7 protein-coding genes are annotated in these 17764 nt (G+C 74.0%); 1 reads left to right on the top strand and 6 read right to left on the bottom strand.

Going from position 1 to position 17764, the window contains the following annotated elements:
- Genes ACZ6YG_RS02455 through ACZ6YG_RS02440 form a run of 4 tightly spaced genes read right to left on the bottom strand, consistent with a single transcriptional unit; the run spans window position 1 to window position 14144 of the window.
- Complete coding sequence (locus ACZ6YG_RS02455) at window positions 1–6426, bottom strand: amino acid adenylation domain-containing protein (RefSeq protein WP_466017009.1); 6426 nt, start codon at window positions 6424–6426, stop codon at window positions 1–3.
- Complete coding sequence (locus ACZ6YG_RS02450; protein WP_466017008.1) at window positions 6416–10492, bottom strand: amino acid adenylation domain-containing protein; 4077 nt, start codon at window positions 10490–10492, stop codon at window positions 6416–6418. The genes ACZ6YG_RS02455 and ACZ6YG_RS02450 overlap by 11 nt, the downstream gene beginning before the upstream one ends.
- A complete protein-coding gene (locus ACZ6YG_RS02445) occupies window positions 10489–12258 on the bottom strand; it encodes a carbamoyltransferase family protein (protein ID WP_466017007.1) in 1770 nt (589 codons plus the stop codon). Before ACZ6YG_RS02445 ends, ACZ6YG_RS02450 begins: the two co-directional genes overlap by 4 nt.
- Window positions 12255–14144 carry an amino acid adenylation domain-containing protein gene (locus ACZ6YG_RS02440; RefSeq protein ID WP_466017006.1) on the bottom strand — a complete coding sequence of 630 codons (1890 nt, stop codon included), beginning with the start codon at window positions 14142–14144 and terminating at the stop codon, window positions 12255–12257. The genes ACZ6YG_RS02445 and ACZ6YG_RS02440 overlap by 4 nt, the downstream gene beginning before the upstream one ends.
- A 195-nt stretch (window positions 14145–14339) precedes the next feature.
- Between ACZ6YG_RS02440 and ACZ6YG_RS02435 the strand changes: the two genes are divergently transcribed.
- Window positions 14340–15563: an MFS transporter gene (locus ACZ6YG_RS02435; protein WP_187281040.1), complete on the top strand. Its 1224-nt coding sequence runs from the start codon at window positions 14340–14342 to the stop codon at window positions 15561–15563.
- Window positions 15564–15578: 15 nt separating this feature from the next.
- Here the strand turns inward: ACZ6YG_RS02435 and hemQ are convergent, their stop codons facing one another.
- Together hemQ and hemG are read right to left on the bottom strand one after the other, a co-directional pair.
- Window positions 15579–16280, bottom strand: a complete 702-nt coding sequence (gene hemQ, locus ACZ6YG_RS02430; protein WP_148030366.1) for a hydrogen peroxide-dependent heme synthase — start codon at window positions 16278–16280, stop codon at window positions 15579–15581.
- Entirely contained in the window at window positions 16277–17689 is a 1413-nt protein-coding gene (gene hemG, locus ACZ6YG_RS02425) for a protoporphyrinogen oxidase (protein ID WP_466017005.1), read from the bottom strand. The genes hemQ and hemG overlap by 4 nt, the downstream gene beginning before the upstream one ends.
- Between the last annotated feature and the right edge of the window lie 75 nt (window positions 17690–17764).

Genomic DNA, 17764 nt, shown 5'->3' with positions numbered 1-17764 from the left:
TCATGACTCGGACGGCAGGAGCCGCGCGAGCTCGTCGTCCGGCAGGGCCAGGACGAGCCGGTCGAGCTCCGCGGCGAGACGTACGGCCAGCGCCGAGATGCGGGGTTCGGCCAGGATCTGCTTGATGCCGAGATCCACGCCGAACGCGGTGCGGATGCGGAAGGCGATCTGGACGGCGTCGAGCGAGTTGCCGCCGAGCTCGAAGAAGTCGTCCTCCACGCCGGGCCGCTCGATCTGCAGCACGTCGCGCCAGATGTCCGCGATCGCCTCCTCGACGGGGTCGCGGGGCGCCACGTAGGGGGTGCGGGCGGCGGGCCGGTCGGCGTCGGGGACCGGGAGCGCGGCGCGGTCGATCTTGCCGTTGGGGTTCAGCGGGAGCCGGTCCATGATCATGACGGTGGTGGGGACCATGTGCTCCGGCAGCCGTCCGGCGAGGTGGCCGAGCAGTTCCTCGGCGCTGACGGCCGCGTTCGGCTGGACGTAGGCGAGAAGCCTGCCCGCGGGCGCGGTCACCACGCACGTGGCCACCGCCGGGTGCGCGGCCAGGGACGCCTCCACCTCGCCCAGCTCCACCCGGAAGCCCCTGACCTTGACCTGGTGGTCGCGGCGGCCGAGGAACTCCAGCGTGCCGTCGGGCCGCCAGCGGGCCAGGTCGCCGGTGCGGTAGAGCCGGGCCCCCGGCGTGCCGGAGAACGGGTCGGCGACGAAGCGGTCGGCGGTCAGGCCGGGCCGCCGCCAGTAGCCGACGGCCACGCCGGGGCCGCCCAGCCACAGCTCGCCCGGCACGCCGACAGGGGCCGGGGAGAGGGTCGTGCTCACGACCCAGGCCTGGGTGTTGGCGATCGGCGGGCCGATCTGGCCGTTGGTGGCGGGGATGTCCGCCAGCGGCAGGCAGGTGGAGATGCTGGTCACCTCGGTCGGGCCGTAGATGTTGTGCAGGCCGGGGTGACCCGCCTGGCGCAGGCTGGCCAGGTTGACGCGCTCGCCGCCGATGTAGACCTGGCCGACGTTGGAGAACACGGCGGGCTCGGCGCCGACCGCCGAGTTGAACAGCGCGGTGACCAGGGCGAGCGTGGTGACGCCTTCCGCCTTGACCAGGTCGGCCAGGCGGGGCGGCGACAGCACCGTCTCGTTGGGGACGATCACCAGGCGGCCGCCGTTGAGCAGCGCGCCCCACAGCTCGAACAGCAGCGGGTCGAAGGAGGCGTTCGACAGCTGGGCCACCACGCTGTCGGGGCCGAGCCGCACGTAGTCGGTGCCGCACACCAGGCGCACGATGCCGCGGTGCGCCACCGCGACGCCCTTGGGCCTGCCGGTGGAGCCGGAGGTGTAGACGACGGTCGCCACCCGGTCGCCGCCGCCGTGGCCCGTCCCTTCCACCGTGCCGGTCTGCTCGGCGATGTCCTCCAGGGGCATGCCCTGTCCTTCGGAGAGCGGCAGGCCGGCCAGCAGGCGGCGGTGCCCGAGCACCACGCCCGCGCCGGTGTCGGCCAGCATGAACGACAGCCGCTCCGCGGGGTACGACGGGTCGAGCGGGACGTACGACCCGCCCGCCCGCAGGATGCCGACGATCGCCGTGACCAGGTCGGCAGAGCGCTCGGCGCACAGCCCCACCAGGTCGCCGGGCCGCACGCCCGCCTCGCGGAGCCGCCCGGCGACCGCTCCCGCGCGCTCCCACAGCCGCGCGTAGCTCAGTCGTACGTCTCCGTCCACCACGGCCACGCTTCCCGGCCTGAGCCGTACGTGCTCGGCCACCAGCTCTTCCAGCGACCGCTCCAGCGGCGCCGGGCGTCGCGTGGCGTTCCAGCGCTCCACCTGCGCCCGCTCGGCCGGGGCGGCCAGCGACGCGGCGGCGACCGGCGACCGCGGGGCGGCGACGACCTGGTGCAGGGCGGTCAGGTAGGAGTCGCGGATGCGGCGGACCTGCTCGGGCGCGAACTCGCCGGAGTGGAAGTCGAGGCTCATCAGCAGCCCCGTGCCCGAGCGCGGGTTGCGCAGGAAGCCGCAGACGAACGGGTAGTTGGTCGGCTCGACCCGCACCGTGGTGAAGGCGTCCAGCTTGGGGTCGACGAAGGCGACCTCGCCGCCGTCGAGCACGTCCTTCAGCACGTGGAAGTGGTTGTAGACGAAGTGCGTCTCGTACAGCGGGCCGCCGCCCACCAGCTGCTGGATCTGCGACATGGGGAAGCGGCGGTGCGGCAGCAGGGCGTTCTCCTCCTCGAAGACGGCCCTGATGAGCTCCGCCCAGGTGCCGCCGACCCGCGCCCTGATCGGCAGCGAGTTGAGGAACAGGCCGCGCGACTCGGTGCCGTCGGCCTCCTCCAGCCGCCCGTTGAACGCCATGCCGGTGACGACGTCCTCGGTACCCGCCAGGTAGGCGAGCACGCGCAGGTGCACGGCCAGCAGCACGCTCTTCAACGGCACCCCGAGCTGCTCGGCGACCCGCTCCAGCCCCTGGCACAGATCGGCCGGGATCTTGGTCTCGCGCCAGGCGTAGAACTCGCTGCTGCCCTCGGGAAGGGTCCAGTCCTCCACCGTGTACGCCGGGGCGATCTCGTCGGTGGGGCACTCCGCCGGCCAGCGGGGCAGCGTCAGCCGCTCCAGGCCGGCCAGCCGCTCACTCCACCAGGCGCGTTCCTCGCCCGACTCCACCGCCTGCCGTTCCGCCTCGACGTAGTCGCGGTAGGTGGAGGCCGGAGGCGGCTCGGCCGCGGCGGCGGGGTCCTTCAGCAGAGCGAGGTATCGCTCCAGGATCTCGGCGATCGTCGAGTGCAGGCTCCAGCCGTCGAGGATGGCGTGGTGCTCGACCAGCGTCCACTGGAAGGTGTCGTCGCCGCGCCGGTGGACGAAGAAGCGCCACAGCGGAGGCCTGGCCAGGTCGAAGGGGCGCTCGCGCTCCCGGTCGACCAGCTCGCCGATGATCCGCCCCTGCTCCTCGGCGTCCATCCCGCGCAGGTCCGCCACCTCGATCGGCAGCTCGGCGGCGCGGTGGACGAGCTGCAGCATGTCGCTGTAGCCGCTGAGGTGGAACGAGGTCCGCAGGATGTCGTGGCGCCGCACCACCTGCGCGGTCGCCTCGCGGAACGCCTGCTCGTCCCACGGCGCCCGCAGGTGGAAGCTGTCGACGTTCTGGTAGAGCATGCGGTCGTCGGACTCCATGTGGAAGACCATCCCGACCTGCAGCGCGGCCATCGGGTAGGCGTCGACCACGTCCTCGGGCAGCCTGGCCCGGTCCTGCTCCGACACCAGCGCGAACAGCTCCCGCTCCCGCTCCACCGGCGCGGCGGGCGTGATGCCGGTGGCCAGCTGCGCCACGGTCGGCAGCTGGAAGAGCCGCTGCAGCTCGAAGTCGAGCCCGCGCTCGCGGGCCAGCGCCAGCACCTGGACGCTGCGGATGGAGTCGCCGCCCAGGTGGAAGAAGTTGTCGGTGACGCCCACCTGCTCCAGTTCGAGCACCTCGGCCCAGACGGCGGCCAGCACCCGCTCGGTCTCCGTGCGCGGCGCGACGTGGGCCCGGCCCAGCGCGGGCCGCTCCTCGGCGGGGTCGGGCAGCGCGGCCCGGTCGATCTTGCCGTTGCGGCTCTGCGGCAGTTCGTCGAGGATGATCACGACCGAGGGGATGAGGTGCGCGGGCAACCTGGGCTCCAGGAACTCGTGCACCTCCTCGACGCTCAGCTCGCCGCGCGACTCGACGTAGGCGACCAGGCGTCGCTCCGGCGAGCCGTGCGCGACGACGACGCACCGGCCTGCCCGGGGGTGCTCGCAGACGGCGGCCTCGACCTCGCCCGGCTCGATGCGGAAGCCGCGGATCTTGAGCTGGTGGTCGGCGCGGCCGTGGAACTCCAGTGTGCCGTCGGGCCGCCAGCTCGCCAGGTCGCCGCTGCGGTACATGCGCGCCCCCGGCCGGCCCGAGAACGGGTCCGGCAGGAAGCGCTGGGCGGTCAGGTCGGGCCGCTTCCAGTAGCCGCGCGCCACACCGTCGCCGCTGACGTGGATCTCGCCGATCACCCCGGCCGCGACCGGCAGCCCGTCGCGGTCCAGGACGTGGATGCCCAGGTCGGGCAGGGGCACGCCGATCGGGCTCGTCCGCCCGTCCAGCAGGTCACCGGTGAGCGGGGCGTAGGTGCTGTGCACGGTGGTCTCGGTGATGCCGTACATGTTGACCAGCCGCGGGGCGTCCTCGGGGTGGCGCTCCCACCAGCGTCGCACCGAGTCCCGGTCGAGCGCGTCACCCGCGAAGACGACCAGCCGCAGCGCCAGCTCGGCGGCCCGGCGCTCGTCCACGCCGACGAACTGGCGGAAGACGGCCGGGGTGGCGTTCAGCACGGTCACCCGCTCGCGGGCCACGAGGTCGTAGTACGCCTCGGGCTCGCGGCTCTCCCAGTGGCTCACGACGACCAGCCGGCCGCCGGTGGCCAGGCAGTTCCACACCTCCCAGACGGAGACGTCGAAGGAGCTGGAGTGCAGGAGCGTCCAGACGTCATCGGGGCCGAAGCCGTAGGCGGGCCGGGTGCTCTCCAGCAGCCTGACCACGTTGTGGTGGGTGACCATGACGGCCTTGGGCGTGCCGGTGGAGCCGGAGGTGTAGATCAGGTAGGCCAGGTCGCCGGGGTCCGGCCCGCGGCCGTCGTAGTCGGCCTCGGCGGCCGGCGCGTCGGCCAGGACCGTGCGGTGGTCCCCGTCCGGCAGCTCGACGCCGCGCTGCGTGACCACGATCTCCAGCTCGGCGTCGGCCAGCATGAACGCCAGCCGCGCCGCCGGGTAGGCGGGGTCGAGCGGCACGTAGGCCGCGCCGGTGCGCAGGATGGCGAGCATCCCGACGACGAGCTCCGCGCTGCGCCGGCAGGCCAGGCCGACCAGGTCGCCCGGCCCCGAGCCCAGCCGCGCGGCCAGGGCGCCCGACCGCTCCCACAGCTCGGCGTAGGTGAGCCGCAGCGGTCCGTCGGTGATGGCCACGGCATCCGGCCGCGCCCTGACCTGCTCGGCGACCAGACCGGGCAGGGTCGTGCCCGGTTCGATCCGGCGGGCCGGGCCCGACCAGCCTTCGATGAGCCGCTGCTCGGCTTCCGGCAGCGCGCTGATGCGCGAGACGGGCAGGTGGGGCGCGGCCAGCAGACCGGCGAGCAGGGTCTGCCACTGGTCGGCCAGCCGCCGCGCGGTCCCGGCGTCGAAGAGCGCGGTCGCGTACTCCAGCTCGACGCGCAGCTCGCCGTCGCAGTCGACCACGGTGACGGTCAGGTCGAACTTGGCGGTGCCGGTGTCGGCGGGCAGCTGGACCGCCTCGGCGGCGCCCAGCCGCCAGCGGGAGCGCTCCTGCCTGTGCAGGCCGAACTGCACCTGGACCAGGGGCGGGTGTGACAGCTCGCGCTCCGGCTGCAGCGCGTCGACCAGCGCCGCGAACGGCACCTGCTGGTGCGCCTGCGACTGCGCCGACGACTCGCGCACCCGCTCCAGCAGTTCGGCGAAGGTGGGGTCGCCGCTCAGGTCGGCCCGGACGACGAGCGTGTTGACGAAGAAGCCGACGAGCTCCTCCAGCTCGGGAGCCGGCCTTCCGGCGACCGGCGTGCCGATCACCAGGTCGGTGCGCCCGCTCCAGCGGCCGAGCACCAGCGCGAAGGCCGAGAAGAGCACCTCGAACACGGTCGCGCCGGACGCCCTGGCCAGGTCGCGGACCTGTTCGGGGGCGGGGAGAAGGAAGTGCTCGGTGGCGCCGCCGTACTCCTGGACCGGCGGGCGGCGGCGGTCGGCGGGCAGTTCGAGCAGCGGCGGCAGGCCCTCCAGGTGCTCACGCCACCAGGCCAGCCCCTCCTCCAGCGGCCTGGCCCGCTCCCACGCCGCGTAGTCGGCGTACTCGACGGGAGGCTCGGCGGGCTCGCCGCCCGCCAGCTCGTCCAGCAGCAGCCCGAGCGACCAGCCGTCGACGGCGATGTGGTGGAAAGAGATCCACAGCAGGTGGTGCTCGGCGGTGCGGCTGATCAGGCCGGCGCGCAGCAGCGGCGCCGCCGCCAGGTCGAAGGGCTCCCTGACCCGCTCGCCGGCGAGCCTCGTGGCGACCGGCCAGGCGGACGCCTCCTCGTGGCGCCACGGCACGTCGGCCCGCTCGTGGACCCGCGTGCGCGGACGGCCGTCGGTGCCCACGGTGAAGGCGGTGCGCAGCACCGCGTGCCGGTCGGCCAGCCCCTGTACGGCACGGCGCAGCTCTTCCGGGTCGGCGGGACCGTGCAGTTCCAGCAGCACGGGCACGTTGTAGAGGGGGGTGCCGGGCCGCCACTGGTCGAGGAACCAGAGCCGCTCCTGGCCGGACGACAGCGGGTCGTCGCCCGGCCGCCTGCGGGGCACCGCCGGCGAGGCGGCGACCGTGTCGCCGAGGCCTGCCTCGGCGAGCAGCTTGTCGATCAGCAGCTCTTGTGCGCGGTCAGTGTGCATCTGCGATCTCTTCCTCCGCGCCCACGCGGGCGTGCCGTACCTGCAGGACGATGGCGGCTATCCGGTCCAGCCGGTCGGGATCCGCCTCGCGTAACGCGGCGGCCAGACGCCGGACGGTCTTGTGCCGGAACAGGTCGCGGACCGACATCGAGGTGCGCAGGGCGCGCTCGGCCCGAGTGGTGACCTTGACGGCGTGCAGCGAGTGGCCGCCGAGCTCGAAGAAGTCGTCGGTGGCGCCCAGCCGCTCCAGGCCGAGCACCTCGGCCCAGATCTCGGCGAGCAGTTCCTCCACCGGACCCGCGGGGGCGACCGCCTCGGTCTCGGCGCGCCCCTCCTCGGGCACCGGCAGCGAGGACGTCTCGACCTTGCCGTTGGGGCCGAAGGGGATCCGGTCCACCAGGATCACGTGGGCGGGCACCAGATGATCGGGCAGCTCACGGGCCAGGGTCTCGCGCACCGCCCCGGACGTCAGCCCGGCTCCGCCTGCGGGCTGGAGGTAGGCGATCAGCTCCACCGGGGCGTCCTGCGGGTTGCGCGCGACGACGGCGCAGGCCCGCACGCCGGGCAGCGCCGACAGGGCCAGCTCGACCTCGCCGGGCTCGACGCGGAATCCGCGGATCTTCAACTGCCTGTCGATGCGGCCGAGGTATTCGAGGGTCCCGGCGGGCGTCCAGCGCGCCAGGTCACCGGTGCGGTAGAGCCGTCGCCCCGGCTCGACGGAGAAGGGGTCGGCAACGAAGGCACCGGCGGTGGCGCCGGGCCGCCGCCAATAGCCCCAGGCCACGCCGGGGCCCCCGAGCCACAGCTCGCCCGGCACCCCCTCGGGGGCGAGGTCACCGGTGTCCAGGTCGACCACGTAAGCGGTGGTGCCGGAGATCGGCCGGCCGATGGGGCCCCGGGTGGTGGGCGGCTCGGCGAGCGGTTGGCAGACGGAGAAGGTGGTGACCTCGGTCGGGCCGTAGGCGTCGTACAGGGTGCGCGGACCGCGCCCGCCGCGCAGCACCTCGCCCACCCTGGCCACGTCGAGCGCTTCACCGCCGACGCAGAGGTGGTCGACGGTGGCGAAGGCGCCCGGCTCCTCGGTGGTGACGGCGTTGAACAGGGAGGTGGTCAGGAAGAGCGTGGTGACGTGCTCGGCCCGGAGCAGCTCGGTCAGCGCCGACGGCGCCAGGACCGTCGCGGGCGGGACGACGACCACCCTGCCGCCGTTGGCCAGCGCGCCCCAGACCTCGAAGGTGATGGCGTCGAAGGAGGCGTTGGACACCTGGGCGAGCACGGTCGTGGTGTCCAGCGGGACGTAGTCGGCGCCGTGCACCAGGCGGACGACGCCGCGGTGTGGGACGACGACGCCCTTGGGGCGGCCCGTGGAACCGGAGGTGTAGATGACGTAGGCGGCGTCCTCGGGACGGATCGACACCTCGGGTCCGGTCGCCGGGCTCAGGTCGCCGTCGATCGCGATCGTCTCGGTTCCCGTACGCGGCAGCGCGGCCAGCAGGTCGCGGTGGCCGACGAGCGTGCCCACGCCGGTGTCCTCCATCATGAAGGACAGCCGGGCCGCCGGGTAGGAAGAGTCGAACGGCACGTAGGCCGCACCGGTGCGCAGGATCGCGAGCATGGCGACGACCAGGTCGGCGCCGCGGTGACAGGCCAGGCCGACCAGCTCGCCGCGACGCGGCCCGAGCCGTGCGGCCAGCGCTCCGGACCTGGCCCAGAGCTCGGCGTAGGTGAGCTGGACACGTCCCGCCGACACGGCCACCGCGTCACCGCGATCGGCCACCTGCCGGGCGACCAGCTCCGGGATCGTGGCACCGGCGTCCGTGACGCGGTCCCAGCTCGCCTGCTCGTCAGCGGCGCGGGCCCAGCTCGTGAGCCGGCGTCGCTGGCCGGGAGGCAGCACGCCGATCCGCGACACCGGCTCCCCCGGCCCCGCCAGCAGCCCGCGCACCAGCTCCAGCCACTGGTCGGCCAGCCGGTCGGCGGTGGCCGCGTCCAGCAGGTCGGCGGCGTACTCCACCTCCAGCAGCATCTCCCCCGGCGCCTCGTGCAGGGTGAACATGAGGTCGAACTTGGCCGTCCCGGTGTCGGCCTGCCGCAGCCGTGCCGCCAGCCCGTCGGCCAGTTCCCAGTCGTGGTGCGAGGGCCGGTAGTGCGCGAAGGCCACCTGCACCACCGGCGCGTGGCTCAGCGCCCGCTCCGGCTGCAGCGCCTCCACCAGAAGGGAGAACGGCAGCTCCTGGTGGCCGAGCGCGGCGGTCGCGCTGTGCCGTACCCTCTCGACGAGCTGCGCGAAGCTCGGGTCGCCGCTCACGTCGGCGCGGACGACCAGGGTGTTGACGAAGAAGCCGACGAGCGGCTCCAGCTCGGGCAGCGGCCTGGCCGCCACCGGGGTGGCGATCGGCAGGTCGCTCCGGCCCGTCCAGCGGCGCAACAGCAGCGCGAAGGCCGACAGCGCCACGTCGAACACGGTCGCCGAGCGCGACCGCGCGAAGTCCGCCAGGGCCGCGGCCAGATCCGGCGGCAGCACCCGGCGTCCGGTGCCGCCGAGGAAGCTCTGCACCGCCGGGCGCGGCCGGTCACCAGGGAGCTCCAGCACCGGCGGCAGCCCCGCCAGATAGGAACGCCACCACCGCAGGTCGTCGGCGACGGGACGGCCGCGCTGCCAGGCCGCGTAGTCGGCGTAGCCGAACTCGTCCGGCGGCGGCAGCGGCAGCCCGCGGTAGGCCACGCCCAGGTCGTCGAGCAGGTGACCCAGCGACCAGCCGTCGACGGCCAGGTGGTGGATGCACAGGTACAGCAGGTGCCGGTCCGCCGCGAAGCTGACCAGCCCGCCCCTGACCAGCGGCGGGACGCTCAGGTCGAACGGCTCGGCGACGTGTTCGCGCACCAGCCGCCAGGCGTGCGCCCGGTCGTCGGCCTCCTCCCGCCGCCACGGCACCTCGGCGTCGCGGGTCAGCGGCCTCGGCCGGCCGTCCACGCTCTCGAAGGCGGTGCGCAGCGCCGGATGGCGGTCGGCCACGCGCTGCAGCGCCTCGCCCAGCCGGTCGGGGTCCACCGGCCCGGTCAGCTCCAGCACCAGCGGCACGTTGTAGAGCGCGGTGCCGGGACGCCACTGCTCCAGGAACCACAGGCGCTCCTGCTCCAGCGACGCCACGGCGGGCCCGGACGCGCCGGTCAGCGGGCGGGCCGGGCCGGCCGCGGCGCGTTCGACGACCTTGGCACAGGCGGCCAGCGTCGGGGCGGTGAACAGCTCGTCGAAGTGCACCTCGACCCCGAAGGCCGCGCGGATCCTGCTCAGCGCCATGGCGGCCAGGATGGAATGGCCGCCGACGGCGAAGAAGTCGTCGTCCACGCCGACCCTGGGGACCTCCAGCACCTCGGCCCAGATGGCCGCCAGCTTCCGCTCGGTGGGGGTGCGCGGGGCGACGTAAGGGATCTCGTCCCAGTCCCGGGGCGCCGCCACCGGTTCGGCGGCGACCACCACATCCGCCAGCGGCGTGTCCGGCTCCTCGGCCAGGAGCAGCAGGAGCGTCTCCAGGCGGTCCAGGTGCCAGCGCATCGCCGGCTCGGTGTAGCGGTCGGCGTCGTAGTCGCACTCCAGCAGCCAGCCGTCCGCGGTGCCGTTCAGCAGGAACACGCAGTCGCAGTCACGCAGCTCCAGTGCCACCCGCTGGGCCTCGGCCCGCCCGATCCCGGCCGCCACCAGCATCCGGGGCTCGTCGCCCCGGTCCGCGCTCAGCCGGGTGCCGTCGCCCGAGGCGGAGCTCAGCAGGTCGCCCAGCCGGGTTTGGCCGTGCACGGCGGAACTCAGGGCCACCAGCCCGCCTCCCGCCGCACCCGCCGTGCCTGCTGTGCCTGCTGTGCCCGCCGCGCCTGACGCGCCCACCGCGCCCACCATGACCTCGTCCGAGTCCGGCGCGGCGATCAACGCCATCGCCGCCGCCGCGAGCCAGGCCAAGGGCGTCCCCGGTGCGGCCGGGACGGAGAGGCCGGCCGACAGGTGCCCGCGGACGTAGCCGGGCCGCACGGTCGGCGCGACGTCGGCCGGGAGCGTGGTCGCGCGGTTCACGACGTGCTCCCCGGCAGCACCACGTGGTCGCCGATGACCAGCCGGTCCAGGCCGGCGCGCAGGAAGGTGTCGACCGCCTCGCGCGGCGTGCGCACGATCGGCTGGCCGCGCATGTTGAACGAGGTGTTCAGCAGCACGGGCATCCCGGTGCGCGCGCCGAAGGCCTCCAGGAGGCCGTGCAGGAGGGGGTTGGCGTCGGGCCCGACCGCCTGGACCCGGGCGGTGCCGTCGACGTGGGTGACGGCGCCCAGCCGGTCGCGGTGCTCGGGGCGGGTGCGCGTGGTGAACAGCATGTGCGCGTACTGCCGTTCCCGCCCGCGCCCGATCTCGAAGAACGTCGACGCGTCCGCCTCGGTAACCACCGGGGCGAAGGGCCTGAAGTCCTCCCGCTTCTTGATCAGGTTGTTGATGTGGTCGCGCATGCGCGCCTCGCGCGGGTCGGCCAGGATGCTGCGGCAGCCGAGCGCGCGCGGGCCGAACTCCATGCCGCCCTGGAACCAGGCCACCACCTCGCCCCGCTCCAGCGCCTCGGCGGTCTCCGCCAGCAGCTCCGCCTCGTCCGTCACCCGCCGGGCCCGCACGTCCTCCCTGGCCGCCAGATGCTCGGCGATCTCGCCGGACTCGTACGCGTTGCCCCAGTACGGCATCCGCATCGGCTGGATCGGCGTCTCCGGCTTGCGCGTCGCGTGCAGGTAGAGCGCCGAGCCCACCGCCGTCCCGTCGTCGCCCGCGCCCGGCGGCACGAAGACCCGGTCGAACAGGCGGCTGCGCAGGATGAGCCCGTTGGCCGTGCAGTTGAGCGCGACACCGCCCGCGTAGCACAGGTCCCGCAGCCCGGTCTGGCGGCGGAAGTGCCGCAGCACGTGCAGCAGGCAGTTCTCCAGCGCCGCCTGCGCCGCCGCCGCGACGTCCATGTGCCGCCGCTCGATCGGCCCGCCCGGCTCCCTGGCCGGTCCGAACGTCTCTTCCAGTACGGCCAGCACGCCCCGGTGCGTCTCGCGCTGCAGCAGGTCGCCGTCGCGGGCCAGCAGCGGGAGGGCGAACTCGGGGCCGGGGCGCAGGCGCACCAGCTGCCGCATTTCGCGCTCGTAGCGGGTGCGGTCGCCGTACGACGCCAGGCCCATCATCTTGTACTCGTCGAGAGCCATCTCGAAGCCCAGGTACAGGGTGAACACGCCGTAGAGGGTGCCGAGCGAGTGCATGGCGGGGACCGTGTGCAGGACCTCCAGCTTGCCGCCGGTCCCGGCGAGCACGGTCAGGCTCTCGGTCTCGCCCCGGCCGTCGGCCACGAGCACCAGGCAGTCGTCGAACCCGCTCACGTAGTACGCGCTGGCCGCGTGGGCCAGGTGGTGCGGGACCGGCGTGAAGCGGGAACGCACCGCCGCGCCGGGGAAGTGCTCGGCGAACCAGCCCACCTGGCGTTCCGGGTCGTACACCTCCGTGAAGCGCCTGGCCAGGTAGCCGTCACCGGACTCCAGCTCGGACCGCTCGTGGGCGAAGCCGTGGCCGATCAGGTCCAGGTCGTCCAGGCCGAGCCCGGCCCTGTCGAGGCAGAACCTGATGGCGTTGACCGGGAAGCGGCCGGTGGACTTGTCGCCGGTGAACCGCTCCTCGGCCGCGGCGGCCACGATCCGGCCGTCCACGACCAGCGCCGCCGCCGAGTCGCGGCCCTGGCTGATGCGGTACTCCCGCTCCGACAGCCCCGGCAGTTCGCGCCGCTTGAACTCCTCGGAGTCGTGCAGGCCACTGATACCCAGGATTCTCATCGCGCCTCCACGAGGGTCTCCGCGTGCGTCTGGAGCGCGGACCTGTCGATCTTCTGGCTGCCCGTCAGGGGAAGGGCGGGCAGGATCGCGACGTGCTGCGGCATCAGCGCGCGCGGGAGCCACTGCTCCAGGTGCTCCCGCAGCTCGGCCCCGCGCAGGCCGTCCGCCTGCGCGTACAGCACCAGCCGCTTGTCGTTGGCGCCGTGCTCCACCACCACCGCCGCCGCCCTGACGACCTGCCGGTGCCGCTCGGCGACGGCCTCGATCTCCTCCAGCTCGACGCGCTGGCCGCGCAGCTTCACCTGGTGGTCGACGCGGCCGTGGTAGGCCAGCGTGCCGTCCTGGCGCCACGCGCACAGGTCGCCGGTCCGGTACACCCGGCCCAGGCCGGGATGCTCCTGGAAGACGGCGGCCGTCCGCGCGGGGTCGCCGACGTAGCCGAGCGCGAGCTGCGGACCGCTCAGCACCAGCTCGCCGATCTGCCCGACAGGGGCCGCGCGGTCCCACTGGTCGAGCACGGCGGCGCGGATGCCGGGCAGCGGCCTGCCGATCGGCACCGGATCCGCCGGCGGATCGGGCACGTGATGGAGGACCGTGTAGATGGTGGTCTCGGTCGGCCCGTAGCCGTTCCACACGCGGGCTCCGGTGCGCTGCAGCCCGGCGGCCAGAGCGGCGCTGAGCGCCTCGCCGCCCGCGATGACGTCCGCGCCGGCCAGGCTGCCCGGCTCCAGGTACGGCACGGTCATCCGCCAGGTGGTGGGCGTGGCCTGGACCAGGTCCAGGCGTCTGCCGGAGAGCCAGGCCGCCAGTCGTTCCGGGTCCCGCTGCAGGTCCTCGCCGACCAGCAGGAGGCGGCCGCCGGTCGCGAGCGGCAGGAAGATCTCCATGGTCGACATGTCGAACGTCAGCGTGGCCATGCACGTGACGCGCGGACGGTCGGCGCCGATCAGGTGAGCGATGGCGCCCACGCAGTGCCGCAGCGCGGCGTGCGGGATGGCGACCGCCTTCGGCGTGCCGGTGGAACCCGACGTGGACAGCGCGTAGGCGACACCGTCGAGCTCCACCGGAAAGTCCGGCGGTGCGGTCGCGGCTTCGGCGCCGGTGTCCAGGCTGAGCTGGACGCAGCCGGGGACGTCGACGCCGGACGGCAGCACCGCGTACCGCGCTCCGGCCGCCTCAAGCTGGCGGCCCAGCCGGAGCGGCGGGTGCGCCGGGTCGAGCGGCAGGAACCCGGCGCCCAGCGACCAGGTGGCCAGCAGCGCCGCGATGGTCTCGATCCGGCGCGGCAGGCCGATGCCGACCAGGTCGCCACGGGCGACCCCGGCCCGCGCGAAGCCCGCGGCGACGGCCGCCGTCAGCTCGCCGAGCCGCCGGTACGTGACGACCTCGCCACCCTGCTCGACGGCCACCTCGCCGGGCCGGGAGACCATGTGCTCCCGGATCATCGACGCCACGGTGCGGTCGGTGTCCCAGGCGCGCTCGGTGTGGGCGCCCGCGACGACGCGCTCGTCCTCCTCGCCCCACAGCCACGCCCGCCCCGCCGGCTGCTCGGCATCCGCGGCGAGGACGGCGGCCAGGTGCCCGCGCAGCAGCGGCTCCGCCTCGACGGAGCGGGCGCCGAGGTCGGCCACGAGCGTCCGCCCGCCCGCGCTCACCGGCACCACAGGACCGGCCACCCCGGGCACGGCCGCGGCGTGCCCGGCCACCGCGCTCAGGGGCGCCCGCCACGGCAGCCGGACCTCGTGCCCGCAGATCTCACCGCTCAGCTCATCGGCGCCGGCCCGGCGGGCGAGCACCACCAGCCCGGCCGCCGCGACCACCGCACCGGAAGGGACGTCGAGTTTATCCGCGAGCCGTTCCGCGGCCTCGAATATCTGATTTTCCATGTGGACCACGCCAATTCGCAAGAGTGGGAATTCCACGAAACTCCGCGTGCTGAGCAGGAAGCTATCCCGGGGTCGCGCCCCGCCACGAGCAGGGGGACGGCAAGGTGGCAAGTTCGCGCCAGGTTGGGCCGGGCCGCCTCCGGCCGGTGTTACAGTGACGCCCGATAAGCAGCCGCGATGGGAAGAGAGCCGAAAATGGCGCAACTACTCAAGCGCCCGCAGATGCGCTTCTACATTCTCGGTGACGTGCTTTCCAATCTCGGCGACTACGCGCTTTTCCTGGCAATGGCCATTTGGGTGAAAACGCTCACGGGAAGCACGCCGGCCGCCGGGCTCGTCATGTTCGCCTTCGCCGGCGGCAGCCTGGTGTTACCCCTGTCGGGCCTGCTGGTGGACCGCTTCCGCCGCCGCCCGCTCCTGGCCGCCTCGTACCTGTCCTCGGCGGCCGTCGTCCTCCTGCTCCTGCTGGTCGACGACCGGGACGACGTCTGGCTCGTCTACGTGATCATGTTCCTGTACGGCGCGCTGGGCAGCGTCACCGGGCCCGCGCAGAACGCCCTCCTGCCCGCCGTCGTCCCGGAAGACCAGCTCGGCGACGCCAACGGCACGGTGCAGGCGATGCGCGGCCTCCTGCGGGTGTTCGCCCCGATCATCGGCGCCGGGGTGTTCGTCTGGCAGGGCGCCCAGGTCGTCGTGGTGATCGACGCGGTGGTCTTCGTCGTGGCGGCCGTGGCCGTACTCCTCATCCGGGTCTCCGAGCCGCGCCCCACCAGGACCGGCCAGTCCCTGATAGCCGAGACCACGGGCGGGCTGCGCTTCCTGCGCGACGCCGCCAACCTGCGCAGGCTCGTCATCGCCTGCGCGCTCACGATGCTCGTCATCGGCTTCTTCGAGTCCATCGCCATCGCCGTCGTCACCGAGGGGCTGGCGCGCCAGGCCACCTTCCTCGCCGTGCTCGCCGGGGCGCAGGCGGTCGGCACCATCGCCGGCGGCGCGCTCGCGGGCGGGGTGATCCGCCGCGCCGGCGAGCGGGGGCTGGTGGTCGTCGCGCTCGTCATGGTCGGCGCGAGCAGCCTGCTGCTGACCGTGCCGATCGCCCCGGTGGTCATCGCGGGCATGCTGGTGCTGGGCGTGGCGGCGCCGTGGATCGTCATCGGCGCCACCACCTCGCTCCAGCGGCGCACCCCGGAGGATCTGCGCGGACGCGTCTTCGCCGCGTTCGAGTTCGGGGTGACCGTGCCGCAGGTCGCCTCCATCGCCGTGGGCGCCAGCTTGATCGCGGCTCTCGACTACCGGGTGATGCTGGGCGTGGTCTGCGCGGTGGTGCTGCTGGCGGCGCTCGTCCTCGGCACCGGCCGCCCGGACGAACCGCCGGCCGCGGAGTCGCCGGACGCCGAGCAGGACGCGGTCACCCGCTGAGACAGCCGGGAAGGCTCAGGGCAGATCGGCCACCAGCTCGCGGACCGGCTTGCGGGTGCCGGTGTAGAAGGGGATCTCCAGCCGGGTGTGCCGCCGGGCCTCGGCGCCGCGCAGGGTGCGCATCAGGTCGACGATGCGGTGCAGCTCGTCGGCCTCGAACGCCAGCATCCACTCGTAGTCGCTGAGCGCGAAGGAGGAGACGGTGTTGGCCCGCACGTCGGGGTAGTCGCGCGCCATCCGGCCGTGCTCGGCGAGCATCGCCCGGCGCTCGGAGTCCTCCAGGAGGTACCACTCCAGCGAGCGGACGAACGGGTAGACGCACACGTAGGCCCGCGGCTCCTCCTCGGCCAGGAACGCCGGGATGTGCGACTTGTTGAACTCGGCGGGCCGGTGGAGCGCCATCGCCGACCAGACCGGGCGGCTGTGGCGGCCCAGCTCGGTGCGGCGGAAGCGGGAGTAGACCTCCTGCAGGGCCTCCGCCGTCGGGGCGTGCCACCAGAACATGAAGTCGGCGTCGGCGCGGAACCCGCCCACGTCGTAGAGGCCCCGGGTGACGACGTCCTTGCCCGCGGCCTGCTCCAGGAGCTCCTCGACCTCCTCGCCGACCGCGTCGCGGGCGCCGGTGACAGGCGCGCTCGCCTGGAACACCGACCACATGGTGTAGCGGATCACCTGATTGAGATCGCGGGCCTTCGGCCGCGCTGCGTCCTGCGTCATGATGTCGATTCTCCTCGTCGGGACAGGTGGTCCAGGATCCGGGAGGCGGCCGTGCGCGCGGTCGCCAGGCAGGCGGGGATCCCCAGCCCGTCGTAGGCGGCCCCGCACACCGCCAGCGCCGGCTGCCCGGCGACGGCGGCGTGCACGCGCGCCACCCGGTCGATGTGACCCACGTTGTACTGCGGCAGGGCTCCGCCCCACCGGGTGACGCGGGTGTCGAGCGGGAGCCCGCGCGCCCCCATGACCTCGCTCATCTCGGCCATGGCCACCGAGACCAGCTCCGCGTCGTCGCGTTGCAGCAGGTGTTCCTCGCCGATCCGGCCGATCGAGCAGCGCACCAGCACGAGGTCGCGCGAGAGGTGGGGCCACTTGACCGAGCTGAACGTGACCGCCTTGACGGCCCGCCCCTCGACCGGCGGCACCAGGTAGCCGCTGCGCGCGGGCCGCTCGGGGAAGGCGCCGGCAGGGTAAGCGAGGGTGACGACGGCCATGCTGGCGTACTCGACGCGCGCCAGCTCGGCGGCCGCCCCCGGCACCTCGGCCTTCAGCATGCGGGCCGCGGCGGGGGCGGGCACGGCGACGATCACCGCGTCGGCCTCGATGGTCTCGGGCCTCGGCACCGGCCCGGCGACGAGCCGCCAGCCGTGCGGGGTGCGGTGCAGTTCGCGTACGGTGACGCCGGTCCTGACGTCGGCCCCGGACGCCTTGGCGACGGCCTCCGGCAGGCTGCCCATGCCGTTGCGGAGCGTGGTGAAGACCGGGCCGGCGTCCTTCGGGGTCTCTGCCACGATGTGGCGGGCGGCGGCGAGCAGGGACCGCTCGGCGCGGGCCGCGGCGGCGACGCGCGGCATCGTCGCCTCCAGCGAGAGCATGTCGGAGCGGCCCGCGTAGACGCCGCCCAGCAGCGGCTCGACCAGCCGGTCGAGCACCTCGCCGCCCATCCGCGCCCGGATGTAGGCGGCGACGGACACGTCCGTGCGGACCAGGGTCGCGGGCATGATCTGGTCGAGCGGCACCCGCAGCAGGCCGCCAGCCGACAGGATGCCGGATCTGGCCAGCTCGGCCAGGTCGGACGGCACGCCCATGACCTGCCCCTTGGGCAGCGACCGGAGAACACCCCTGGCGTAGATGGCCGACGAGGCGGCGCCGGGGTTCATCAGGTCGTCGCCGAGCCCGACCGCCTTGGCGAGGTCCTTGCCCTCCGGCCGCCTGGCGAGCATGGCCTCGGCGCCGGCGTCGAGGCTCACCCCGGCCACCTCCGTGGCGTACAGCTTGCCGCCGATGCGGGGGGCGCCCTCGACCACCGTCACCTTGACCCGCTCGCCCGCGCTCTGCCTGAGGTGCCAGGCGGCGGCCAGGCCGGAGATCCCGCCGCCGATGACGGCCACGTGTGCCCGATTACCTTCCACGCTTTCCGACGCTACCGCCCCGGAGGGCCGGTCAGCTGCTCGGGGGCGTGACCGTAACGTGATCCTTGCCATCAA

The organism is Nonomuraea sp. NPDC054003 (assembly GCF_055585125.1).
This window is presented reverse-complemented; position numbering and strand designations above follow the sequence as displayed.